This window comes from Nocardiopsis sp. NPDC101807, assembly GCF_044766605.1.
GTDB classification, from domain to species: domain Bacteria; phylum Actinomycetota; class Actinomycetes; order Streptosporangiales; family Streptosporangiaceae; genus Nocardiopsis; species Nocardiopsis tropica.
Genome location: NZ_JBIWMK010000007.1, coordinates 54,851 through 78,100 on the forward strand (window position 1 = coordinate 54,851; position 23,250 = coordinate 78,100).

Annotated in this window: 20 protein-coding genes; 5 read left to right on the forward strand and 15 right to left on the reverse strand. The window is 73.0% G+C overall.

Translation table 11 applies throughout. From position 1 onward, the window contains the following. Nucleotides 1–187: 187 nt before the first annotated feature. From ACIRPH_RS21585 to pyrR, 14 genes are all read right to left on the reverse strand, one after another. A complete protein-coding gene (locus tag ACIRPH_RS21585; RefSeq protein WP_402917009.1) occupies nucleotides 188–877 on the reverse strand; it encodes a hypothetical protein in 690 nt (229 codons plus the stop codon). Between the two features lie 180 nt (nucleotides 878–1,057). Continuing rightward, nucleotides 1,058–2,251, reverse strand: coding sequence for a methionine adenosyltransferase (metK, locus tag ACIRPH_RS21590; protein WP_402917011.1), 1,194 nt, complete (start codon nucleotides 2,249–2,251; stop codon nucleotides 1,058–1,060). Nucleotides 2,252–2,550: 299 nt separating this feature from the next. After that, nucleotides 2,551–3,741, reverse strand: a complete 1,191-nt coding sequence (coaBC, locus tag ACIRPH_RS21595) for a bifunctional phosphopantothenoylcysteine decarboxylase/phosphopantothenate--cysteine ligase CoaBC (protein WP_402917765.1) — start codon at nucleotides 3,739–3,741, stop codon at nucleotides 2,551–2,553. Nucleotides 3,742–3,942: 201 nt separating this feature from the next. Then, nucleotides 3,943–4,209 (reverse strand): DNA-directed RNA polymerase subunit omega, encoded by a 267-nt coding sequence (rpoZ, locus tag ACIRPH_RS21600; RefSeq protein ID WP_267948918.1) that lies wholly within the window; start codon nucleotides 4,207–4,209, stop codon nucleotides 3,943–3,945. 144 nt (nucleotides 4,210–4,353) lie between these two features. Next, nucleotides 4,354–4,941: a guanylate kinase gene (gene gmk, locus ACIRPH_RS21605; protein WP_402917014.1), complete on the reverse strand. Its 588-nt coding sequence runs from the start codon at nucleotides 4,939–4,941 to the stop codon at nucleotides 4,354–4,356. A 319-nt stretch (nucleotides 4,942–5,260) separates the two neighbouring features. Beyond that, nucleotides 5,261–5,584 carry an integration host factor, actinobacterial type gene (gene mihF / locus ACIRPH_RS21610; RefSeq protein ID WP_267948916.1) on the reverse strand — a complete coding sequence of 108 codons (324 nt, stop codon included), beginning with the start codon at nucleotides 5,582–5,584 and terminating at the stop codon, nucleotides 5,261–5,263. A 414-nt stretch (nucleotides 5,585–5,998) separates the two neighbouring features. After that, nucleotides 5,999–6,706 carry an orotidine-5'-phosphate decarboxylase gene (pyrF, locus tag ACIRPH_RS21615; protein ID WP_402917016.1) on the reverse strand — a complete coding sequence of 236 codons (708 nt, stop codon included), beginning with the start codon at nucleotides 6,704–6,706 and terminating at the stop codon, nucleotides 5,999–6,001. Between the two features lie 319 nt (nucleotides 6,707–7,025). Continuing rightward, nucleotides 7,026–7,967, reverse strand: a complete 942-nt coding sequence (locus ACIRPH_RS21620; RefSeq protein WP_402917018.1) for a dihydroorotate dehydrogenase — start codon at nucleotides 7,965–7,967, stop codon at nucleotides 7,026–7,028. 37 nt (nucleotides 7,968–8,004) lie between these two features. Next, nucleotides 8,005–8,904, reverse strand: coding sequence for a dihydroorotate dehydrogenase electron transfer subunit (locus tag ACIRPH_RS21625; protein WP_402917020.1), 900 nt, complete (start codon nucleotides 8,902–8,904; stop codon nucleotides 8,005–8,007). Between the two features lie 292 nt (nucleotides 8,905–9,196). Beyond that, nucleotides 9,197–12,499, reverse strand: a complete 3,303-nt coding sequence (gene carB / locus ACIRPH_RS21630) for a carbamoyl-phosphate synthase large subunit (RefSeq protein ID WP_402917022.1) — start codon at nucleotides 12,497–12,499, stop codon at nucleotides 9,197–9,199. Nucleotides 12,500–12,515: 16 nt separating this feature from the next. Then, on the reverse strand, nucleotides 12,516–13,661 hold the full coding sequence (gene carA, locus ACIRPH_RS21635) for a glutamine-hydrolyzing carbamoyl-phosphate synthase small subunit (RefSeq protein WP_402917024.1): 1,146 nt from the start codon (nucleotides 13,659–13,661) through the stop codon (nucleotides 12,516–12,518). Between the two features lie 59 nt (nucleotides 13,662–13,720). Further along, nucleotides 13,721–15,022 (reverse strand): dihydroorotase, encoded by a 1,302-nt coding sequence (locus tag ACIRPH_RS21640; protein WP_402917026.1) that lies wholly within the window; start codon nucleotides 15,020–15,022, stop codon nucleotides 13,721–13,723. A gap of 150 nt (nucleotides 15,023–15,172) precedes the next feature. Next, on the reverse strand, nucleotides 15,173–16,081 hold the full coding sequence (locus ACIRPH_RS21645; RefSeq protein ID WP_402917028.1) for an aspartate carbamoyltransferase catalytic subunit: 909 nt from the start codon (nucleotides 16,079–16,081) through the stop codon (nucleotides 15,173–15,175). Further along, complete coding sequence (pyrR, locus tag ACIRPH_RS21650) at nucleotides 16,081–16,764, reverse strand: bifunctional pyr operon transcriptional regulator/uracil phosphoribosyltransferase PyrR (protein WP_402917030.1); 684 nt, start codon at nucleotides 16,762–16,764, stop codon at nucleotides 16,081–16,083. The genes ACIRPH_RS21645 and pyrR overlap by 1 nt, the downstream gene beginning before the upstream one ends. A gap of 498 nt (nucleotides 16,765–17,262) precedes the next feature. On the opposite strand from pyrR, the gene ACIRPH_RS21655 reads away from it, so the two are divergent. Both ACIRPH_RS21655 and ACIRPH_RS21660 read left to right on the forward strand, forming a co-directional pair. Further along, nucleotides 17,263–17,757, forward strand: coding sequence for a transcriptional regulator (locus ACIRPH_RS21655; RefSeq protein ID WP_013154123.1), 495 nt, complete (start codon nucleotides 17,263–17,265; stop codon nucleotides 17,755–17,757). Nucleotides 17,758–18,028: 271 nt separating this feature from the next. Continuing rightward, on the forward strand, nucleotides 18,029–18,643 hold the full coding sequence (locus tag ACIRPH_RS21660) for a GNAT family N-acetyltransferase (RefSeq protein WP_402917032.1): 615 nt from the start codon (nucleotides 18,029–18,031) through the stop codon (nucleotides 18,641–18,643). On the opposite strand, the gene metF is transcribed toward ACIRPH_RS21660, so the two are convergent. Continuing rightward, nucleotides 18,555–19,484, reverse strand: a complete 930-nt coding sequence (gene metF / locus ACIRPH_RS21665; RefSeq protein WP_402917768.1) for a methylenetetrahydrofolate reductase [NAD(P)H] — start codon at nucleotides 19,482–19,484, stop codon at nucleotides 18,555–18,557. The two genes, ACIRPH_RS21660 and metF, sit on opposite strands and share 89 nt — an antisense overlap. Before the next feature lie 205 nt (nucleotides 19,485–19,689). Between metF and ACIRPH_RS21670 the strand changes: the two genes are divergently transcribed. From ACIRPH_RS21670 to ACIRPH_RS21680, 3 genes are all read left to right on the forward strand, one after another. After that, complete coding sequence (locus tag ACIRPH_RS21670) at nucleotides 19,690–20,781, forward strand: polyprenyl synthetase family protein (RefSeq protein WP_402917034.1); 1,092 nt, start codon at nucleotides 19,690–19,692, stop codon at nucleotides 20,779–20,781. A gap of 111 nt (nucleotides 20,782–20,892) precedes the next feature. Continuing rightward, a complete protein-coding gene (locus ACIRPH_RS21675; RefSeq protein WP_402917036.1) occupies nucleotides 20,893–22,218 on the forward strand; it encodes a DUF418 domain-containing protein in 1,326 nt (441 codons plus the stop codon). Nucleotides 22,219–22,286: 68 nt separating this feature from the next. Beyond that, a complete protein-coding gene (locus ACIRPH_RS21680) occupies nucleotides 22,287–23,180 on the forward strand; it encodes an SDR family oxidoreductase (protein WP_402917038.1) in 894 nt (297 codons plus the stop codon). Nucleotides 23,181–23,250 lie beyond the last annotated feature (70 nt).

Sequence of the window (23,250 nt, forward strand, 5' to 3'; positions counted from 1 at the left end):
CCGTGCCCGCCGGGCCGGGGCCCGGCGGGGGGGGGCCGGCGGGGGATAGGCCCGGCGACGCGGTGCGCTGGGGGCGCGGGGGCGGCGGGGGGGGGGGGGGGGCGCCCGGGGGGGCGCGCCCCTTCCGCGTGTCCGGCGCCGGCACGGCACGTCCGCGCCGGGTGCGGCGCGTCCCGTGTCCGGGCCTCTAGCGGTGCGCGTCCAGCTCGTAGACGTCGGCGTCGCCCGTGAGCGTCCTGACGTTCGCGGCGGGCTCCGGCACGGGACCGGCGGGCAGGTCCAGGAGCGGGTCGGCCCGCCGGTCGCCCCGGTGGCGCGCGTAGCCGACGGCGCAGGCCGCGGCGGCGACCAGGAGGAGCAGGCCCGCGAGCACCCAGGCGAGGGGCGCCGAGCCGTGGACCCTGTGCACGGCGGAGGAGCACGCGGCCAGCGCGGCCCCCGGCTCCGGCCGCAGGCACACGGTGGTGACGGGGTGCGCGCCGCCCTCCCTGACACCGGTGATCTCCCCGGTGACCCGGAAGTCCGCCCGTTCGCCCGACGCCAGGTCGTGGGTCCACGTCACCTGCCCCTCCCCGACCCCGGCCCTGGTCCCGGCCGAGCCCGAGACGTAGCGCATCGTGGACGGCAGGAACTGAACGATCTCGGCGTCCGGGAGGTCTCCGGCGCCGGAGTTGCGCACCCGGATGGTGTACTCGACGTGGTCCCCGGGGCTCAGCCGCTCCTCGTCGGAGCGCGTCCCCAGGGACACGTGCAGGGTGTCCGCCCCCGGTACGGCCGCGTCGTCCGCCGACGGGCCCGGGCCGGGTGCGTGGTGGGCGCCGGGCAGGGCGATCATGGCCGCCAGGCCCAGTGCCGACATCGCCGTGGTCACGGCCATGGTGCTTCCTCCGCGTGCGAGCACAGAATTACGTTGCGTGCATATGTCATAACACGGAGTAGTTGTTTTGGCCGTGTGCCATGCGGGACGCGGGCACGAGCACACCGGGGGCGGGCGGCCGCTCGGGCCGCCCGCCCCCGGGGCGGGCCCCGTCCGGGGACGGAGCGGGAGAGGTCGGGCTCAGACGCCCACGAACGACCGCAGCGCGGCGGCCCGCTCGGTGCTCTCCCAGGTGAACTCGGGCAGCTCCCGGCCGAAGTGGCCGTAGGCGGCCGTCGCGGAGTAGATCGGGCGCAGCAGGTCCAGATCGCGCACGATCGCGGCCGGACGGAGGTCGAAGACCTCCTTGACGGCCTTCTCGATCAGCTCCGGGGCGACGGTCTCGGTGCCGAAGGTCTCGATGAACACCCCGACCGGGTGGGCCTTGCCGATGGCGTAGGCCACCTGGACCTCGGCGCGCTCGGCGAGCTCGGCGGCGACGATGTTCTTGGCGACCCAGCGGGTCGCGTAGGCCGCCGAGCGGTCCACCTTCGACGGGTCCTTGCCGGAGAAGGCGCCGCCGCCGTGGCGGGCGTAGCCCCCGTAGGTGTCCACGATGATCTTGCGCCCGGTCAGCCCGGCGTCGCCCATCGGGCCGCCGATCTCGAAGCGGCCGGTCGGGTTGACGAGCAGCCGGTAGTTGTCGGACTCCAGTCCGAAGGCGGCCACGACCGGCTCGATGACGTGCTCGCGGATGTCCGGGGCGAGCATCTCCTCCAGGTTGATGTCCGCGGAGTGCTGGCTGGAGACCACGACGGTGTCGAGGCGCACGGGGACCTGGCCCTCGTACTCGACCGTGACCTGGGTCTTGCCGTCCGGGCGCAGGTAGGGCACCGTGCCGTTGCGGCGGACCGCCGCCAGCCGCTCGGAGAGCGAGTGCGCCAGCTTGATCGGCAGCGGCATCAGCTCGGGGGTCTCCCGGTTGGCGTAGCCGAACATCAGGCCCTGGTCGCCGGCGCCCTGCCGGTTGAGCGCGTCGTCCTCGTTCTCGACGCGCGCCTCGTAGGCGGTGTCGACGCCCTGGGCGATGTCCGGGGACTGGGCGTCGATGGAGACGTTGACCCCGCAGGAGTCACCGTCGAACCCCTTGGCGGAGGAGTCGTATCCGATCCGGAGGATCTTCTCGCGCACGATGGCGGGGATGTCGACGTAGGTCTGGGTGGTGACCTCACCCGCGATGTGGACCTGACCGGTGGTGATCAGCGTCTCGACGGCGACCCGGCTGCGCGGGTCGTGGGCGAGCATCGCGTCGAGGATCGCGTCACTGATCTGGTCGGCCATCTTGTCGGGATGGCCTTCGGTGACCGACTCGGAGGTGAAAAGGCGGCGGGACACGTTGCGTGACTCCTTGCAGCGGCTGCTGGCTGACATGTGTCGGTGCGGCACGGCGCTCCGGCGGCCTGCCGGGGGCGGCCAATGCCGACCGACGCGGTTGGTTATCGGTCCACTGTAACCGGACTGGTGGGGACGGGCGTCCGGCTGCCGACCGCGTCGCATGTCGGCAAGGACACCCGTTCGCAGTGTGGCGTACTCGGCGGTAGGAATCCAGTCCTGGTGTCCAGGCTGTTCGTCCGCGGACACCCGCCCTGCCTGTGCGGACGCCCGCGCAGGCGGACCGGGGCCGCGGAGGCCGTTCAGGGGAGGCGTTCGACGACCAGGTCCCACACGCGGTCGGCGAGGTCGTCCTTGGGCCCGGTCGGGATGTCCGTGACGGAACCGTCGGCGCCCAGGACGACCGCCTGGTTGTCCTCGGCGCCGAACGCGCGCCCTCCCCCGACCTGGTTGACCACGAGGAGGTCGCAGCCCTTCCTCTCCAGCTTCGCGCGGCCGTTGGCGAGGACGTCGTCGGTCTCGGCGGCGAACCCGACGATGGTCTGTCCCGGCGCCTCCGACGCCCGGGAGGCCACCAGGCCCGCGAGGACGTCCGGGTTCTCGACCAGCTCGATGGGCCCGGGGGCCTCACCGGACTTCTTGATCTTGGAGGCGACGCTCCTGACCGGCCGGAAGTCGGCGACGGCCGCGCTCATCACGACCGCCTCGGCGCCGCGCCTCTCGGCCTCCATCGCCTCGGCGAGCTCGGCTGCCGAGCCCACCCGCACGACCCGGACCCCGGCCGGGTCCGGGAGGGAGACGTTGGCGGCGACGAGGGTGACGTCGGCCCCGCGCGCAGCGGCGGTGCGGGCCAGGGCGTACCCCTGTTTGCCGGAGGAGTGGTTGCCGAGGAACCGGACCGGGTCGATGGCCTCCCTGGTGCCCCCGGCGGAGACGACGACGCGGTGGCCGGCCAGGTCGGGGGCGGCGGCCCCGCGGCGCAGGACCAGCCGTGCGGCCGCGAACAGCTCGGAGGGCTCCGGGAGGCGGCCGCGTCCGCTGTCGGCGCCGGTGAGGCGCCCCACGGCCGGGTCGAGGACGACGGCGCCCCGCGCGCGCAGGGTGGCCACGTTCGCCCGGGTGGCGGGGTGCTCCCACATCTCCGTGTGCATCGCGGGTGCGAACACCACGGGGCACCGCGCGGTGAGCAGGGTGTTGGTGAGGAGGTCGTCCGCCAGACCCGCGGCGGCCTTCGCCATGAGGTTGGCGGTGGCCGGGGCCACGAACACGAGGTCGGCCTCCTGCCCGATGCGCACGTGCGGGACCTCGTCGACCCCGTCCCACACCCCGGTGGTGACGGGCTGTCCGGACAGGGCCGCCCAGGTGGGCTCGCCGACGAAGCGGAGCGCCTCGGCGGTGGGCACGACCCGGACGCGGTGGCCGGACTCGGTCAGGCGGCGGAGCAGCTCGCACGCCTTGTAGGCGGCGATGCCGCCGCCGACGCCGAGGACCACCCGGGGAACGCTCTGTGTCTCACTCACAGGAAGGAGTTCTACCAGGCCCGGCCGAGCGGGCGCGCCCCGGCCCCGCGGACGGCCGCGCCCTCCGCACGCCCGTCGGGGCGGTGGAGGGCGGTGTGCGGGCCCCGGCGGTCGCGCCGGGCTCCGCCGCGCCTGCCGGCCCGTGGCACGGGACGGCCGCGGCGGAGGGGCGGATCAGGTGCCCTCGTAGGGCTCGGCGGTGAGCAGGCCGGACTTGACCTCGCGCAGGGCGATGGACAGGGACTTCTCCTGCACCTGGGTCTCGACCAGCGGGCCGACGTACTCCAGGAGGCCCTCGCCGAGCTGGGCGTAGTAGGCGTTGATCTGGCGGGCCCGCTTGGAGGCCATGGTGACCAGGCTGTACTTGCTGTCGACGAGCTGCAGCAGGTCGTCGATGGGCGGATTGGTGATGCCTTCGGCGACGGGCTCGGTACCAGCCACTTCGTTTACCCCCAGGGAAGGTCTCCGGCTCGTCGGAAGCCGTGACGTGATCGGTCGGGACGTGTTCGAGGATACGCGGCGCCTCCGGGGGCGGCCCCCGGCGCGGGCGGACGCGGGCGGCGGTGGCCGTGGGCCCCGCCGCTATCACACCTTGGGCGCGTTGATCAACGCTAGCAGCTCGGCGCACACTTCCTGCACGGACGTGTTGACGAGCGTGGTGTCGAACTCCTTCTCGGCGGCGAGCTCGACCTTGGCGACCTCCAGCCGGCGCTGGATGACCTCGTCGGACTCGGTGCCGCGCCCGGTGAGGCGGCGGACCAGCTCGTCCCAGGAGGGCGGCGCGAGGAAGACGTGGTAGGCGTCGGGCATGGTCTCGCGGATCTGGCGCGCGCCCTGGAGCTCGATCTCCAGCAGCACGGGGGCCCCGGCGGTCAGCCGGGCCTGGACGGGGCCGCGCGGGGTGCCGTAGCGGTTGCCCGCGAACCTGGCCCACTCCAGGAGCTCGTCCTCGGCGACGAGGCGGTCGAACTCCTCGTCGGTGACGAAGTGGTACTGGACGCCGTCCTGCTCGCCGGGTCGGGGGGCGCGGGTGGTGACCGAGACCGAGAGCCACACGTCGGGGTGCTCGCGCCGCAGGTTGGCGACCACGGTGCTCTTCCCCACACCCGAGGGGCCGGACAGGACGATCAACCGCTTCTCGGCCGGACGGGACTCGGATGCGAGTTCAGGCATGTGTGTTCGGGGCTTCCCTTCGGGGCCTGTCCGCCGCGGGGCCGGAGGCCTTCGGCCGCGCTCCGGGGACCTGGAGGGGCCGGGCGCGTCGCCGTGCGGGCGGCTGCTGTGCGGGGGTGTCCGCGAACGGTCGCGGGAAGCTCCATTTATACCACCGAGCCGCGGTGCGGCGGACGGTTGTGACCTGGGGCCATCCGTCCGCCGACCGCGGCTCGCGCTGTGGCTTCACCGGGAGCCCGCCGCTGTCGCGGCGCGCTCTCCGCCGCGACTGTGGGGGACGCGGACGGGCCGGTGTACTGCGTACTGCTCCTACCGGGTGTTACTTGGTGAGGTCACCGAACTCGGCCTCCAGGGCCGCGCGCTGGTTGGTCCCCAGACCGCGGACACGGCGCGACTCAGCGATGTTGAGACGCTCCATGATCTGCTTCGCGCGGACCTTGCCGACACCGGGGAGGGATTCCAGCAGAGCCGAAACCTTCATCTTGCCGATGACGTCGTCCTTGAGGCCGTTGGCGAGCACCTCGGACAGCGAGATGCCGCCGTTCTTCAGCTTGTTCTTGACCTCCGCGCGCTCTTTTCTGGCCTTAGCGGCCTTCTCCAGAGCCGCGGTGCGCTGTTCAGGTGTGAGGGGAGGAAGGGCCACGCCGGGTCACCTCGGATTTCTACTCGTTTGTAGAGGGCGGACGCCTGCGCAAGTTAGTAGGTCTGACCCCTGTTAGGCAACGTAAAGTGCCCTTTCAACGGCTATTTCATCGAACTAACTACGTAGAGTTACCCCTCAATTGCGGTCGGAGACGAAATACAGGACCTTGGTCCCGATTGGGCCGGGCATAAAGCGCGTCACCAGCGCAGGTCACAGAGGGGTGACCCGGGTCACTCCGGGCAGCCCGTTCCGAGTTTCGGACAAACCTAATTGGTGACCGTCAGTGATCCATAACCGCGCGTGATGAGCTCGCTTCGTTGGTTCGTCCCCGGGATCCTTCGATCCCCTCGCCCCTTCCCCCGGGACACCGTCGAAGGGTGCTCCCGGCGCCGGTTTCCCGTCCGTCCGCCCGCCTCAGACCCGGGCCCCGGCCCGCCGCACGGCGGCCGCGAGGGAGGCCGCCGCCGCGCCGGGGTCCGGCGCCCGCGTGATGGGGCGGCCGATGACCAACAGGTCCGCCCCCGCCGCGATGGCCTCCTCGGGGGTGGCGACGCGCGACTGGTCCCCCCTGTCCGCCCCCGCCGGGCGCACCCCCGGCGTGATGAGGGTGACGTCCGGCCCCACCTCCGAGCGCACCAGCGCCACCTCCCGGGGGGAGCACACCAGGGCGCGGGCCCCGGCGCCCACCGCCAGCGCCGACAGGCGCCGCACCGCGTCCCGGGACGGGCCGAGCAGCCCCACCTGCTCCAGGTCCGCCTCGTCCATGGAGGTGAGCACGGTCACCGCGGCGATCCTGGTGTCCGGGGCCGCCTCGGCGGCCGCGCGGACCATGTCCGCCCCGCCCGACGCGTGGACCGTGAGGAAGGCGGGGCGCAGCCACGCGACACTGCGCACGGCGCCCTGGACCGTGGCCGGGATGTCGTGGAGCTTGAGGTCGAGGAAGACACCGACCCGGCTGGCCCCGCGGACCGCGCTGACCACCTCCGGCCCGTAGCGCAGGTACAGCTCCAGCCCCACCTTGACCGTGCTCACGTGGGGTGCGACGGCCGAGGCCCAGGTGGCCGCCGTCTCGATGTCGCCGGCGTCGATCGCGACGGCGATGGGCGCGGAAGGCGCGGTCATGTCGGTCTCTCCAATCGTGTGCCACCGGCTCCGTGCCGGTGCGTGCAACATCCGCACGTGCTTACCGATGTGCTTACCGAAGCATCGGCCGATGCACGTCCACTGTCCTGTGCACACCATCAAGGTGTGCGATTCCCCGGATGAGTCGCTTCATGCGCCCATTCCGTATCACTTCCCCGTAACGGCCGCCCAAACGGCCGTAGCCCGACGCTCCCCCGGGGCCGCCCTGTTGCGCCAGGATGCGCCTGTTTGGTCGCACAGAGCCATCTCAACGCCGTTCAGGCCGGTCAGGGCCCTTGTGCGCCGTGTGCCCGACCTGTCACGCCCCGGCCCCCTGCCGGTGGGCCGCTCCCACCACGTCCGAGGCCCTGGCGAAGCCCCGCGCCTCCAGCGCCTCGGCGAACTCCCGGAGCACGCGGCTGCACGCGGACGGGTCGGAGAAGTTGGTCGTGCCGACCGCCACGGCGCTCGCCCCGGCCGCCATGAACTCCAGGACGTCGGTGCCCGTGCGGACGCCGCCCATCCCGATGATGGGCACCTCGGGAAGGGCCTCGTGCACGCGGTAGACGCACCCCACCGCGAGCGGCCGGATCGCCGGGCCGGACAGCCCGCCCATCCCCCCGGCCACCGCGGGCCGCAGGGTGCGGGTGTCCACCGCCATGCCGCGCACGGTGTTGATCATGGACAGGCCGTCCGCGCGCGCCTCCGCGCACGCCGCGGCCAGTTCCACCACGTCGGGGACGTCGGCGGCCAGCTTGGCCAGCACCGGCAGGTCCGAGCGGGCGTGGGAGCGCACCGTCTGCACCACCGCCGCCGCCTGGGAGGCGTCGTCGGCGAAGTGGCGCCCCGAGGGGTCGGCCGGGTCGGGGCAGGACAGGTTCACCTCGATGGCGCTGACGCCCTCGGCGGCCGAGACCCGCCTGGCCAGCTCGCCGAACTCGCCCACCCCCGCTCCCGCGATGGAGACGATGGCCCGGCCGCCGCGGGCCAGCAGCCAGGGCAGGTCCCGCTGGAGGAACACGTCCACCCCGGGGCCCTGCATGCCCGTCGTGCTCAGCATGCCGCTGGGCGTCTCGGCCATGCGCGGCGCCGGGCGCCCCGCGTGGGGCTCCAGCATCACCGACTTGGTCGTCACGGCGCCGATCGACGCGATGTCGAAGAACTGGGAGAGTTCACGGCCGGAGCCGGCGCATCCGGCGGCGGTCACCACGGGGTTGGGCAGGTCCATACCGCCCACCCGGGTCCTGAGGTCTGCGTTCACGTGCCTTCACTCGGTCGTGTGTGTGTCGCCGCCCGGGTCAGGCGATGTCGCGCGCCGACTCGGCGGCGCGGGCGGCGCTGGAGCCCTTCCACCCCGGGGCCCCCAGGGCGTCGAAGGGGATGGTCCCCACGTCGTCGAAGCGCACCTGCTCGCCGCGGAACACCGGGCCGTCCACGCAGGAGCGCACCATCCGGGTGATGCCGTCCTGCCCCACCACGGGGATCACGCAGGTCATGCAGATCCCCGTGCCGCAGGCCATGGTCTCCTCCACCGCCACCTGGACGGGGACCCCGTGGCTGCCCGCCACCGCGGTGACGGCGCGGAGCATGGGCATCGGGCCGCAGGCGTACACCGCGTCGGACCGGCACTCCTCGATCACGCGGCCCAGGACGTCGGTGACCCGGCCCCTGGTGCCGAAGGAGCCGTCGTCGGTGGTGAAGGCGGCGGTCTCGGCGATGCGGCGGGCGGTGATCGCGCTGAACACCCGGTCGGCGGAGGCCGCGCCGAGCACGAAGTCGACCCGGCACCCGCGCCTGCGCAGCGACTGGGCGAGCGGGAACAGCGGCGCGCTGCCGGAACCGCCGCCCACGAGCACGCAGTTGACGGGTTCGCGGGGCAGCGGGAACGGCCGGCCCAGGGGGCCGACCACGTCCAGCAGGTCGCGCGACCTCCGCTCGGACAGCCAGGCGGTGCCGGTGCCGCGCACGGAGAACAGGAACTCGACGGTGCCGCCGTAGTCGGGCTTGACGTCGTGGATGGCGAAGGGACGGCGCAGCAGGGTGCTGGAGTGGTCGCCGCCGACCGCCACCGAGACGAACTGGCCCGAACGGAACCGCTCGGCGATCCCCGGGGCGACGACGGTGATGGCGTAGTAGGCGTCCACCCTGCGCACGTTCAGCACGGGGCACCTGACCTGCACCGGTCCGTTGTCGCTCATGGTCTCGGAGAAGCCTCTCTCGCCTCGGGCGCGCGGGCGCCGCGGAGTCCCCGCGGCGCCCGCACTCTACTGCCGGGGCCCCGCCCGGAGGCGGGGCGTCCCCGTCCCTACAGCCTAGGCCGTTCGGTGGGCGTGCCCCGCTCAGCGCACCGGCGCCGCCCCGGGGGGACGGCGCCGCGGCCGCCCCGCTCCCGGCGGATCGGAGGACACGCGCCGCCGGCGCCCGGACCGTCCGGTGGCGCTCCTCACACCCCGTCCCGCCCGGGGCCCGGCCCCGGGCGGGGAGGCCCGGCTACTCCCGGTCGGCGTCGAGCGCCTTGGCGTGCTCCTGGAGGGAGCGCACCCCGACGTCGCCGCGCACCCGCGCCTCGATGGCCTGGACGGCCGCGGCCAGCCCCTGCACGGTGGTGACGCTGGGCACGCCGCGCACCACCGCGGCGGTGCGGATCTCGTACCCGTCCAGACGCGGCCCGGCCTGGCCGGCGCCGCCGAACGGGGTGTTGACGATGAGGTCCACCCCGCCCTCGTGGATGAGCTGCACGATCGTGCGCTCCCCCGCGGGGCCGGGGCCCTCGCTGTGCTTGCGCACGACGGTGGCGCGCACGCCGTTGCGGCGCAGCACCACGGCGGTGCCCTCGGTCGCGAGGATCTCGAAGCCCAGGTCGGCGAGGCGCTTGACCGGGAAGATCATCGAGCGCTTGTCGCGGTTGGCCACGGAGACGAACACCTTGCCCCGGGTGGGCAGGGAGCCGTTCACGGCCAGCTGGGACTTGGCGTAGGCGGCGCCGAACTCGACGTCCAGGCCCATGACCTCGCCCGTGGAGCGCATCTCGGGGCCGAGGATGGTGTCGACCCCCTCGCCCTCCTTGTCGATGAACCGGTTGAACGGCAGCACGGCCTCCTTGACCGACACCGGGGCGTCGGCGGGCAGGTCGCCCCCGTCGCCGGTGGCGGGCAGCATGCCCTCGGCGCGCAGGTCCGCGATGGACGTGCCCGCCATGACGCGGGCGGCGGCCTTGGCGAGCGGCACGGCGGTCGCCTTGGACACGAACGGCACGGTGCGGGAGGCGCGCGGGTTGGCCTCCAGCACGTTGAGCACGCCCGAGGCCAGCGCGTACTGGACGTTGATCAGGCCGCGCACGCCGGTGCCGCGGGCGATCGCCTCGGTGGAGTAGCGGATGCGCTCGATGTCCTCCTGTCCCAGGGTGATCGAGGGCAGGGTGCAGGCCGAGTCGCCGGAGTGGATGCCGGCCTCCTCGATGTGCTCCATGACCCCGCCCAGGTACAGGTCGGTGCCGTCGTAGAGCGCGTCCACGTCGATCTCGATCGCGTCGTCCAGGAAGCGGTCGATGAGCACCGGGTGCTCGGGGCTGACCTGGGCGTTGCGCTCGATGTAGTCGGCGAGCATCGTCTCGCTGTAGACGATCTCCATGCCCCGGCCGCCCAGCACGTAGGAGGGGCGGACCATGACGGGGTAGCCGATCTCGTCCGCCGCGGCCTTGGCCTCGGCGAAGGAGTAGGCGGTGCCGTACTTGGGCGCGGGCAGCCCCGCCTCGGCGAGGACCTTGCCGAACTCGCCGCGGTCCTCGGCCAGGTCGATGGCCTCGGGGCTGGTGCCGATGACGGGCACCCCGTTCTCCTTGAGCCGGCGGGCCAGGCCGAGGGGGGTCTGGCCGCCCAGCTGGACGATGACCCCGGCGACCGTGCCGCTGAGCTGCTCGGCGCGGACGACCTCCAGCACGTCCTCCAGGGTGAGCGGCTCGAAGTAGAGCCGGTCGCTGGTGTCGTAGTCGGTGGAGACGGTCTCGGGGTTGCAGTTGACCATCACGGTCTCGTACCCGGCCTCGGAGAGGGCGAAGGAGGCGTGGACGCAGGAGTAGTCGAACTCGACGCCCTGGCCGATGCGGTTGGGCCCCGAGCCCAGGATGATGATCTTGGGCTTGTCGCCGTCGGGGACCTCGGTCTCCTCGTCGTAGCTGGAGTACAGGTACGGCGTCCGGGCGGCGAACTCGGCCGCGCAGGTGTCCACGGTCAGGTAGACGGGGTGGATGCCGAGGGCGTGGCGGAGTTCGCGGACGACGTCCTCGCTCCGGCCGGTGATCTCGCCGATCTGGACGTCGGAGAAGCCGAGGCCCTTGGCCTCGCGGAGCAGGTCGGCGTCGAGCTTGGGCGCCTCGGCGAGGACGCGCGCCGCCTCCTCCAGGCGGAGCATCTGGTCCAGGAACCACGGGTCGATCCTCGTGGCCTCGTGGAGCTCCTCGACGGTGGCCCCGGCGCGGAGGGCCTGCTGGACCTGGCGCAGCCGGTGCTCGGTGGGGACGGCGGCCCTGCGCAGGAGCTCGTCCTTGTCACCGGGGCTGCCCGCCCAGGTCAGCCCCACCCCGGCCTTCTCCAGCGAGCGCATGGCCTTCTGGAGGGCTTCGGGGAAGGACCGGCCGATGGCCATGGCCTCGCCCACCGACTTCATCGTGGTGGTGAGGGTGGGGTCGGCCCCGGGGAACTTCTCGAAGGCGAACCGCGGGACCTTGACGACCACGTAGTCGAGCGTGGGCTCGAAGCTGGCCGGGGTCTCCTTGGTGATGTCGTTGGGGATCTCGTCGAGGGTGTAGCCGACGGCGAGCTTGGCGGCGATCTTGGCGATCGGGAAGCCCGTGGCCTTGGAGGCCAGGGCGGAGGACCGCGAGACGCGGGGGTTCATCTCGATGACGATGACCCGGCCGGTGGTGGGGTGCACGGCGAACTGGATGTTGCAGCCGCCGGTGTCCACGCCGACCTCGCGGATGACCGCGATGCCGAGGTCGCGGAGCTCCTGGTACTCGCGGTCGGTGAGGGTCATGGCGGGGGCGACGGTGATCGAGTCGCCGGTGTGCACGCCCATGGGGTCGAGGTTCTCGATGGAGCAGACCACCACGACGTTGTCGTTGGTGTCGCGCATGAGCTCCAGCTCGTACTCCTTCCAGCCGAGGATGGACTCCTCCAGGAGCACCTCGGTGGTCGGGGAGAGCGCGAGGCCCTGTCCGGCGATGCGGCGCAGCTCGGTCTCGTTGTGCGCGAAGCCGGAGCCCGCACCGCCCATGGTGAAGGAGGGGCGCACGACGACCGGGTAGTTCAGCGCCTCGGCGGCGTCCAGGCACTCCTGGAGGGTGTGGCAGATGCGCGAGCGGGCGGACTCGCCGCCGATGCGCTCGACGATGCGCTTGAAGCTCTCGCGGTCCTCGCCGGACTGGATCGCGTCGATGTTGGCGCCGATGAGCTCGACGCCGTACTTGTCCAGGATCCCGGCCTCGTGCAGGGAGACGGCGGCGTTGAGCGCGGTCTGCCCGCCCAGGGTGGGCAGGAGCGCGTCGGGGCGCTCCTTGGCGATGATCTTCTCGATCATCTCGGTGGTGATCGGCTCGACGTACGTGGCGTCGGCGATCTCGGGGTCGGTCATGATCGTGGCCGGGTTGGAGTTGACCAGGATGACCCGCAGGCCCTCGGCCCGCAGAACCCGGCAGGCCTGGGTGCCCGAGTAGTCGAACTCGGCCGCCTGCCCGATCACGATCGGGCCGGAACCGACCACGAGGACGGATGAAAGATCACTACGGCGCGGCATGCTCTTGTTCCTCTAACTACTTGGCAGCCGGAGCGGGCTGGGCGTCGGACATCAGGGTGACGAACTCGTCGAAGAGCTCGGCGGCGTCGTGGGGGCCCGCGGCGGCCTCCGGGTGGAACTGGACGCTGAACACGGGCCGGTCCAGCAGCCGCAGGCCCTCGACGACCTGGTCGTTGAGGCCGATGTGGCTGACCTCGGCCCGGCCGTAGGGGGTGTCGAAGGGGGTGTCGAGCGGGGCGTCCACGGCGAAGCCGTGGTTCTGGCTGGTGATGGCGACCTTGCGGGTGCGTGTGTCGATCACCGGCTGGTTGACGCCGCGGTGGCCGAAGGGCAGCTTGTAGGTGCCCAGGCCCAGGGAGCGCCCCAGGATCTGGTTGCCGAAGCAGATGCCGAAGAGCGGCTTGCCCGCGTCCAGGACGCCGCGCATGGCGTCGACGGGGCCGTCCGCGGTGGCGGGGTCGCCGGGGCCGTTGCTGAAGAACACGCCGTCCGGGTCCAGGGCGAGGATGTCCTCCGCGGTGGCCGCGGAGGGCAGCACGGTGACCCGGCAGCCGCGCTCGGCGAGGCGCTGGGGGGTCATGGCCTTGATGCCCAGGTCGACGGCGGCGACGTGGAACCGGGTCGGGACCCCCTCGGGGGGCAGGACCTCGTAGGCGGCGTCCGTGCTGACCTCGGCGGCCAGGTCGGCGCCGGCCATGCGGGGCGCCTCCAGGACGCGGGCGAGCAGGGCCTGCGGGTCGGTCTCGACGGTGCTGACGGCCGCGCGCATGGCGCCCCGGTCGCGCAGGTGGCGGGTGAGGGCGCGGGTGCCGGTGAGGGCGATGCCGACCACGCCCTGGCGGCGCAGCTCCTCGTCCAGGGTCCGGCGGGCCCTCCAGTTGGAGGTGATGCGCGCGGGCTCGCGGACGACGTACCCGGCGACCCAGATGCGACCGGACTCGGGATCGTCGTCGTTGACGCCGGTGTTGCCGATGTGCGGGGCGGTCATCGTGACGATCTGGCGGTGGTACGAGGGGTCGGTGAGCGTCTCCTGGTACCCGGTCATGCCGGTGTTGAAGACGATCTCGCCGAAGGTCTCGCCGGTGGCGCCGAAGGATCGGCCGCGGAAGACCCGGCCGTCCTCGAGCACCAGAATCGCCGGTCCGCCGGTTTCCTCGGACACGTGTCCCCCCTCTGCCGCACCAGGACCGGCCTGGGCGTTCGCTGCTGTCGCTGCCGTGTTCACTTGATCTTGCCTTCCAGGACGGTGGGGGCGCCGCGCAGGAACGTGGCGCGGACCCGGCCCGGCAGGGTCATGCCCCGGAAGGGGGTGTTGCTGCTCTTGGTCGCCATGGCCGCGCCGTCCACCGCGACCGGGTCGGCCGGGTCGTACAGGACGACGTTGGCGGGCTCGCCCTCCGCGAGGTCGCGGCCGTGCCCCCCGACGCGGCCGATGCGGGCCGGCGCCGCGGACATGCGGTCGGCGACCCCGGCCCAGGTGAGCAGGCCGGTGTCGACCATCGTCCTCTGCACGACCGCCAGCGCGGTCTCCAGACCGACCATGCCCATCGCGGCGGTGGACCACTCGGTCTCCTTCGCCTCCCTCGGGTGCGGGGCGTGGTCGGTGGCGACGATGTCGATGGTCCCGTCGGCCAGGCCCTCGCGCAGTGCCTCCACGTCCTCGGCCGTGCGCAGGGGCGGGTTGACCTTGTAGATCGGATCGTAGCTCTCCACCAGTTCGTCGGTGAGGAGCAGGTGGTGGGGGGTGACCTCCGCGGTCACGTCGCAGCCGCGGGCCTTGGCCCAGCGGATGATGTCGACCGAGCCCTTGGTGGAGACGTGGCACACGTGCAGGCGCGAGCCGACGTGCTGGGCGAGCAGGCAGTCGCGGGCGATGATCGCCTCCTCCGCGACGGCGGGCCAGCCGGGCAGGCCGAGCCGGTCGGAGACGCGGCCCTCGTTCATCTGGGCGCCCTGGGTGAGGCGGGGCTCCTGGGCGTGCTGGGCGACGACGCCGTCGAAGGCCTTGACGTACTCCAGGGCCCTGCGCATGAGCAGGGCGTCGGAGACGCAGATGCCGTCGTCGGAGAAGACGCGCACCCGGGCGGCGGACTCGGCCATCGCGCCGATCTCGGCGAGCCGCTCCCCCGCCAGGCCCACGGTGACGGCGCCGACCGGGCGCACGTCGCAGTAGCCGGCCTCGCGGCCCAGGCGCCAGACCTGCTCGACGACCCCCGCGGTGTCGGCGACGGGGTCGGTGTTGGCCATGGCGTGGACGGCGGTGTAGCCGCCGGCCGCGGCGGAGCGGGAGCCGGACGCGACGGTCTCGGCGTCCTCGCGCCCGGGCTCGCGCAGGTGGGTGTGCAGGTCCACCAGTCCGGGCAGGGCGACCAGCCCGGTCGCGTCGACGGTCTCGGCCCCCTCGGGGGCCTCCAGGTCCGGGCCGATCGCGGTGATCAGGCCGTCGGCCATGAGGATGTCGACGGGGTCCCCGCCGAGCGGGCGGGCTCCGCGGATCAGGTGCGGTCCGTTGGTGTCGGGCATGGCGGTGGTGACTTCCTCGTGTTTCTCGGGTGGAGGCGTGGTTCGCGCGGGCGCCGTCGGGAGGGCGCTCGCCGCGCGGGGCCGGCTCGGGCGCCGGCCCCGGGGGCGCCGGGCCTCGGGCGGGGCGGCGTCCCCCGGGGCGGGTGCGGGTCAGGAGCCGCCGAGCAGCAGGTAGAGCACGGCCATGCGCAGGCTGACGCCGTTGGCGACCTGCGCGGTGACGGTGCACCGGGGCGAGTCGGCGACCTCGGCCGCGATCTCCATGCCGCGGACCATGGGTCCGGGGTGCATGACGATGGCGTCCTCGGGCATCCGGGCCAGGCGCTCGCCGTCGAGGCCGTAGTTGCGGCTGTACTCGCGCACGGACGGGAAGAACGAGTCGCGCATGCGCTCGGCCTGGACGCGGAGCATCATCACGACGTCGGACTTGGGCAGCACGTCGTCGAGGTCGTAGGAGACCTCGCACGGCCACGTGGAGACCGAGACCGGCAGCAGGGTGGGCGGCGCGACCAGGGTGACGTGGGCCCCCAGGGTGGTGAGCAGCAGGACGTTGGAGCGTGCGACGCGGCTGTGCAGGATGTCGCCGACGATGGCCACCCTGAGGCCGTCCAGGCGTCCCAGCCGGTCGCGCATCGTGTACGCGTCGAGCAGTGCCTGGGTGGGGTGCTCGTGGGTGCCGTCGCCCGCGTTGAGGACGGAGCCGTCCACCCAGTTGGCCAGGCGGTGGGCGGCCCCCGAGGCGCTGTGCCGGATGACGACGGCGTCGGCCCCCATGGCCTGGAGGGTCAGCGCGGTGTCCTTGAGGCTCTCGCCCTTGGAGACGCTGGAGCCCTTGGCCGAGAAGTTGATGACGTCGGCGGACAGGCGCTTGGCGGCGAGCTCGAAGGAGGTGCGGGTGCGCGTGGAGTCCTCGTAGAAGAGGTTGACCACGGTGCGGCCGCGCAGGGTCGGGAGCTTCTTGACGGAGCGGTCGCCGACCTGGGCGAGTTCGGCCGCGGTGTCCAGGACGAGGGTGGCCTCGTCCCTGCTGAGGTCTCCGGTGGACAGCAGGTGGCGCATCAGGCGCTCCCCTCGGTGGAGCCGGAGCGGGGTCCGGGGGCCCCGGGGCGGAGGGCTCCGTCCCGGGAGGGGCCGGACGGGGGCCGCGAGGGGCCGAGCAGGACCGCGTCGTGTCCGTCGGTCTCCTCCAGGCGCACGGTGACGTTCTCGCGCAGGGAGGTGGGCAGGTTCTTGCCCACGTAGTCGGCGCGGATGGGCAGTTCGCGGTGGCCCCGGTCCACGAGCACGGCGAGCTGGACGGCGCGGGGCCTGCCCAGGTCGCCGAGGGCGTCGAGGGCGGCGCGCACGGTGCGGCCGGAGAAGAGCACGTCGTCCACGAGGACGACGACGCGGTCGTCGAGTCCGCCGCCGGGGATCTCGGTTCTGCCGAGGGCGCGCACGGGGGCCGACCTCAGGTCGTCGCGGTACATCGTGATGTCGAGGGAGCCGACGGGGACGGAGAGGTCCTCGACGCGTCCGATGCGCTGCGCCAGGCGCCGGGCGAGCGGGACCCCGCGGGAGGGGATCCCCAGGAGGGTGACGTCTTCGCCGCCCTTGGTGCGTTCGAGCACCTCGTGGGCGATGCGGGTCAGCGCCCGGTTGATCTCGTTGCCGTCGAGGACGGCGCGGGTGCCGTCGGGCACCTCCGGTGACGGATCGGCGACGCCTTCGGCATCACCTTTCGTCGGTTTTTGGACACGCAAAGTAGTGACCCCTTCCCTGCCTCACAGAACAGGTCGTTAAAGGATGTCGATCGGCCCCACGCTACCAGCGACGATCGGGCCACCCGAGGGGCGGCCCGAGCCCGGAAACAGTCGATGTGACTCTCGTCACACAATCGGGGGGACTCTCCTCGCCCAGGAGTAGTCATATCGCCACTCAGTGGATACGACCACAGAATGGTTGAAAGGTGAAATTCCCTGTAGAAACGGGCTTTGCGGACCAGCGCGACGCCCCTCTCGCCCCGAACCGTCCGGACATGAGAGGAGTCTCACTTACGCACGGTTTGGCCACCGATTAGTCGCGTTTCACACCAACGGCTTGACCTGGGGGGCAGACCCCCCTACCGTCACTGTCTGTAACCACTACCGGGTGGGGTTGCACCCCGTGACCATCCGCTGAGCCGCGCAGGCGGCTCGCCGAGTACGAGCGGACGTCCCCCCACCACGCCAGCCACCGTCACGGCCGGGAGCGACAAGAACATGCCATCCGAATACGCCAAGTCCCTCGGTGCGCGACTGCGTGCCATCCGCACCCAGCAGGGCCTGTCCCTGCACGGGGTGGAAGAGAAGTCCCACGGACGCTGGAAGGCCGTCGTGGTCGGCTCCTACGAGCGCGGCGACCGCGCCGTCACCGTCCAGAAGCTGGCCGAGCTGGCCGACTTCTACGGGGTCCCCATGTCGGAGCTGCTGCCGGGCGGCGCCGCGCCGACGCCCCTGGGCCCGACGCCCAAGCTGGTGATCGACCTGGAGCGCATGCAGCAGCTGCCGCAGGAGAAGGCCGGACCGCTCTCCCGCTACGTCGCCACCATCCAGAGCCAGCGCGGCGACTACAACGGGCGCGTGCTGTCCATCCGCCAGGAGGACCTGCGTTCACTCGCGGTCATCTACGACAAGTCGCCCGGCGACCTGACCGAGGAGCTGATCAACTGGGGGGTCCTCGACCCCGAGGCGCGCCGCGCGGTCGACGCCTTCTAGGGACCGGGGAACACACGAAGGTCGCACCCGCTCGACGAGAACCGGCACCCCTCTGGGCGCCGGTTCTCGTCGTGTCCGGGGCCGGCCGAACGGCGCGGCCGGGCGTGGGGCTTCCCCTCCCCAACCCGGCCGCGCCGCACTCCGCCGGGCGGGCTCGGCGGAAGTTAATCGAACTCCTGTTCGATAGAACTCAGTTAACCCCAGCCCGTCCGACCCGTCAAGGTCTCCCGCTCCGAGGGCGCGCCGGCGCTCCGTGCCCTAACATCGGGCTGTGGTAGCCGATACCGAGTTGCGTGAACTGGCGCCGCCCGCCTTCACGCACGCCGTCCCCGCGCTGCTCCGGGTGTACGAGGCCGCCATGCGCCCGCCGCCCGAGCAGCTCCCCGGCCGCGCGGCCGTCATGAACGGCCACGCCTACTACCCGGGCTTCCGCGCCGTGGTCGCGCTCCGCGAGGGGCGCCCCGTCGGCTTCGCCTACGGCTTCCACGGCGTGCGCGGCCAGTGGTGGCACGACATGGTCACCGAGGGGCTGCACGCCGGCGGGCGGGCGCGCCAGGCGCGCCGCTACCTCACCGACCCCCTGGAGATCGCCGAGGTGCACGTCCACCCCGAGGCGCAGAACCAGGGCGTGGGGCGGGCCGTGCTCCACGCCCTGTGCGAGGGGCGCGGTGAGCGCACCGCCGTCCTGTCCACGCGGACGGGGCCGTCGGCGGCGCGCCACCTCTACCGCTCGTGCGGGTTCACCGAGGTGCTGGAGGACTTCGCCTTCCCCGGCAGCCCCGACCAGCCCTTCTCGATCATGGCCGCGCGTCTGCCCCTGACGGGCCCCGGCGGCCGGAGACCTCCCGGTAGATCTGCCTGGTGGCCTTGGACTGGTTCGAGGTGATGAAGTGGATGCCCGGCGCGCCCTCGTCGAGCAGGCGCTCGCACATGCGCTGGGCGTGCTCGATGCCGAAGGCCCGCACCGCCTCGGCGTCGTCGCCGAAGGACTCGAACCGCTCCGCCAGCGCGCGCGGGAAGGGGGCCCCGGAGAGCTTCTCCGAGCGGGGGATGAAGGACGAGCGGACCACGGGGAAGACCTCGGGGATGATCGGCACCTCGCACCCCCGGGCCGCCACGCGGTCGCGCAGCCGCAGGTAGTCCTCCGGGTCGAAGAACATCTGGGTGATGGCGTAGTCGGCGCCCGCCTCGCACTTGCGCACGAAGTGGTCGGTGTCGGTCTCCACGTCGGCCGAGCGCGGGTGCTTGTACGGGAACGCGGCCACGCCCACGCAGAAGTCGCCGCTGTCCTTGAGGAGGCGGACCAGCTCCTCGGTGTAGGTCAGTCCGTCGGGGTGGCTGACCCACTCCCCGTCGGGGTCGCCGGGGGGGTCGCCGCGCACGGCGAGCATGTTGGAGACTCCGGCGTCCGCGAAGCGCCCGATGAGGTGGCGCAGCTCGGCGACGGAGTGGTCGACGAGCGTCATGTGCGCCACCGGCAGCAGGGTGGTGTCGGTGGCGATGCGCTCGGTCGTCTCCACGGTCAGTCCGCGCGTGCTGCCGCCCGCGCCGTAGGTGACCGAGACGAAGGACGGGCCGAGCGCCTCGATCTCCCGGATCGCGCGCCACAGCCGCTCCTGCGACTGGGGCGTGCGCGGTGGGAAGAACTCGAAGGAGAACATCGGCTCGCCCGCGTTGAGGAGTTCGCGGATATGACGCGGCCTGGGGGCCGGGCTTCGGGGCGCCACGGGGCGTGTCGGTGCTGCCAGCATGTGCACCAGCTTAGGCGAAGCGCACTCACGGACAGGGACAGGCGTCCCACTGTGCGAGACCGTGTCCGGACCCGCCGGCGCGGGGCGCGCCCGCCGGGGCGGGCGGGCTCGCCCCGCCCCGGCGGGGCGGGTCGGCCGAACCGGGGTGAGGACGCCCCGAACAGCCGATAACGTGCAGGACATGGCCCCTTCCTCTTCTTCCACTTCCGCACTCTCCCCGTCCGTCTTCGAGGCCCGCCCTGCGGTGGACCGCGAGCTGGCCGGGTTCGGCGCCGCGCACCGCGAGCTGGTCCTGGGGATCGGCGAGGAGCTGGCACCCGCCATGGACGCCCTGGAGGCGATGCTCTCCGGCGGCAAGCGCCTGCGTCCGACCTTCTGCTACTGGGGATGGAGGGGCGCCGGGGGCGCCGCCGACGACGAGCGGCTGATCCGGGCCGCCGCGTCCCTGGAGTACCTCCAGGCGTGCGCGCTCATCCACGACGACGTGATCGACAACAGCGACACCCGCCGCGGTCTGCCCGCCACCCACAAGCGGCTGGCCGCGCTGCACGCCGACCAGGGCTGGGGCGGCGACGGCGACGGGTTCGGCCGAGGCGCGGCGATCCTCATCGGCGACCTGTGCCTGGTCTGGTCGGACGAGATGTACCAGGCCAGCGGGTTCCCGCCGGAGGTGCTGCGGGAGGGGCGGCGCCCCTTCGACGCGATGCGCACGGAGGTGATGGCCGGGCAGTACCTGGACACCCTGGAGCAGGTGCGCAGCACGAGCACCCGCGAGGCCGCCCTGCGCGTGATGCGGTACAAGTCGGCCAAGTACACGGTGGAGCGCCCCCTGCACCTGGGTGCGGCCCTGGCGGGCCGGTACGAGGAGCTGGCGGGGGTCTACACGGACTACGGCCTCCCGCTGGGCGTGGCCTTCCAGCTGCGCGACGACGTCCTCGGCGTGTTCGGCGACCCGTCCACCACGGGCAAGCCCGCCGGCGACGACCTGCGCGAGGGCAAGCGGACGCTCATCGTCGCCGAGACGCTGGCCCGCACCGGGGCCGCCGACGGCAGGCGCTTCGCCTCCCTGCTGGGCGACCCCGGACTGTCGGCGGACGCGGTCGAGTGGATGTGCGGGCTGATCGAGGGCTCGGGCGCGCTGCGCGCCTGCGAGGACCTCGTCGAGGAGTACGCCGGGCAGGCCGTGGCCGCCCTGGACAGCCCCGAGCTGGACGCGGACGCCCGCGAGCCGCTGCGCGCCCTGGTGGTGGCGGCGACCGCACGCACCCACTGAACCCGCCCCTTAGGGGGGATCCCGGGGTTTTCCCAGCACAAAAGTACGTTGTGCCCGACTTCGTCCTCCGGTTGAATCGTCGAAAGACCTAGCGCGACCGGAGGACACCCCATGTCTGGGCACACCGTCTCACGAGGCCCGACGGACGCGGGCGAACGGGCGCTCGCCCCCGACCTGGCACGCGGGTTCATGCTCCTGTTCATCGCGATCGCCAACACCGTCTGGTACCTGTGGGCCGTCCCCATGGGCGGCCTGAGCGCCCACCCGGAGCCCGGGGGCGTGCTGGACGCGGCGGCGCAGTTCTTCACCGTCGTCGCGGTCGACGGGCGCAGCTACCCGATGTTCGCGTTCCTGTTCGGCTACGGCATGGTGCAGCTCGCACGGCGCCAGGAGGCCGCGGGGGCGGACGCGAGGGCCGTCGACGCGCTGCTCCGCCGCCGCAACCTGTGGCTGCTCGCGTTCGGCCTCGTGCACGCGCTGCTGCTGTGGATGGGCGACGTCCTGGGCGCCTACGGGCTGGCCGGCCTGCTCCTGGGCTGGCTGTTCCTGCGCCGCAGGGACGCCACCCTGCTGGTGTGGGCCGGGCTCCTGACCGGCCTCATGCTGCTGCTGTCGGCCGCCGGCCTGGTCGGCCTGGCGCTGATGCCCGCGGACCAGCCGGCGATGGCGGGTCCGGGCATGGACGACATGGCCTTCAACATCGGCAACCCCTCGATCCTGGGCGCCGCGCTCGGGCGGCTGTCGGTGTGGCCGCTCATCGTGCTCGGGCAGGGCCTGCTCGGCCTGGCCGTGCCCACGGCGATCCTGCTCGGCTTCTGGGCGGCTCGCCGCCGGATCCTGGAGGAACCGGGACGCCACCTGGTCCTGCTGCGGCTGACGGCCGCCGTCGGCGTCTCCGTCGGGTGGCTGGGCGGCCTCCCCTCCGCGCTCGTCCAGGTCGGGGCGTGGGACCTGACCGTCGCCCAGGGCGGCATGCTGGCGCTGCCCCACATGGTGACCGGTCTGGCCTGCGGCGTCGGCTACGTGGCGCTGATCGCCCTGGTCGCCCACCGGATCCGGGCGGGGGGCCGCGGGCCCGGCCCGGTGGCGACCGCCCTGAGCGCGACCGGCAAGCGGTCGCTGTCGGCGTACCTCGCCCAGTCGGTCCTGTGCGCGCCGGTCCTGACCGCCTGGGGGCTGGGGGTCGCGGCCCACCTGTCGCCGTGGTCGATGTTCCTGTTCGCGGTGGGGGTCTGGCTGGTGACGGTGGTCGGGGCGTACGCGCTGGAGCGCGCGGGCAGGCGGGGCCCGGCCGAGGTGCTGCTGCGCCGGCTGGCCTACCGGGGGACCGCGGGAACCGCGCGCCGGGAGTCCCCCGAGGGCGCTCCCGGGGGCGACGGCGCAGGCCCTCCCGCGGGGTCCGGCGAGGGGAAGGGCCAAGAGCTCACCACCCCCTGACCCGGACGCGCAAAAAGCCGCGTGCCGGTGAGTGCCCGGCAGGCCCTCGTACTTCAGGATGGGGTGTCATGGGCGACGATCACATGACAAACCACACCATAGGTGTGACCGGGGCGACCGGGGCGCTGGGCGGGCGGGTGGCAGCCCGGATCGCACGGCTCGGACTGGCGCAGCGGCTCATCGTGCGCGACATCAACCGTGCGCCGGAGTACCCGGGCAGCACCGCGGCGATGGCGGCCTACGAGGACACGGCGGGCTTCGAGCGGGCCTGCCGGGGTGTGGACACGCTGTTCCTGGTCTCGGCGACCGAGTCCGAGGACCGGATGGCCGTCCACCTGAGCGCGGTGGACGGGGCGGTCCGCGCGGGGGTGTCCCGGATCGTCTACCTGTCCTTCCTGGGCGCGGGTCCGGCCGCCACGTTCACGTTCGCGCGCACGCACTTCTACACCGAGGCCCACATCAGGTCGACGGGGGTGCGGTACACGTTCCTGAGACCCAGCCTGTACCTGGACCTGCTGCCCGGCTGGGTGGGGGACGACGGCGTGGTGCGCGGCCCGGCCGGCGACGGCCGGGTCGCGTGGGTGTCCCGGGACGACGTGGCGGACGTGGCGACGGCGGTGCTGACCGACCCGGCGACCGCGCTCGCCTCGGAGGACACGACCCACGACGTCACCGGCCCGGAGGCCCTGACCCTCGGCGCCACGGTCGACAAGCTGGGCACGCTCACCGGCCGCTCCGTCCGGTACGTGCCGGAGACCTGGGAGGAGGCCCTGGAGTCGCGCCGCCCCACCGGCGCCCCGGAGTGGGCCGTCGAGGGGTGGGCCTCGTCGTACGCCGCGATCGCCGCGGGGGAGCTCGACGAGGTCGCCCCGACGGTGCCCAAGCTGACCGGCCACCCGGCCCAGTCCATCGAGGGGTTCCTCCGGCGCCATCCGAGCGCCCTGTCGCACGTCGGGGTCTGACCGCCGCACGCCCGCCCGCCACCGCCGCGCCCCGTGCGCGGCGGTTTCGTCGTCCCGGGGCGCGACCGGG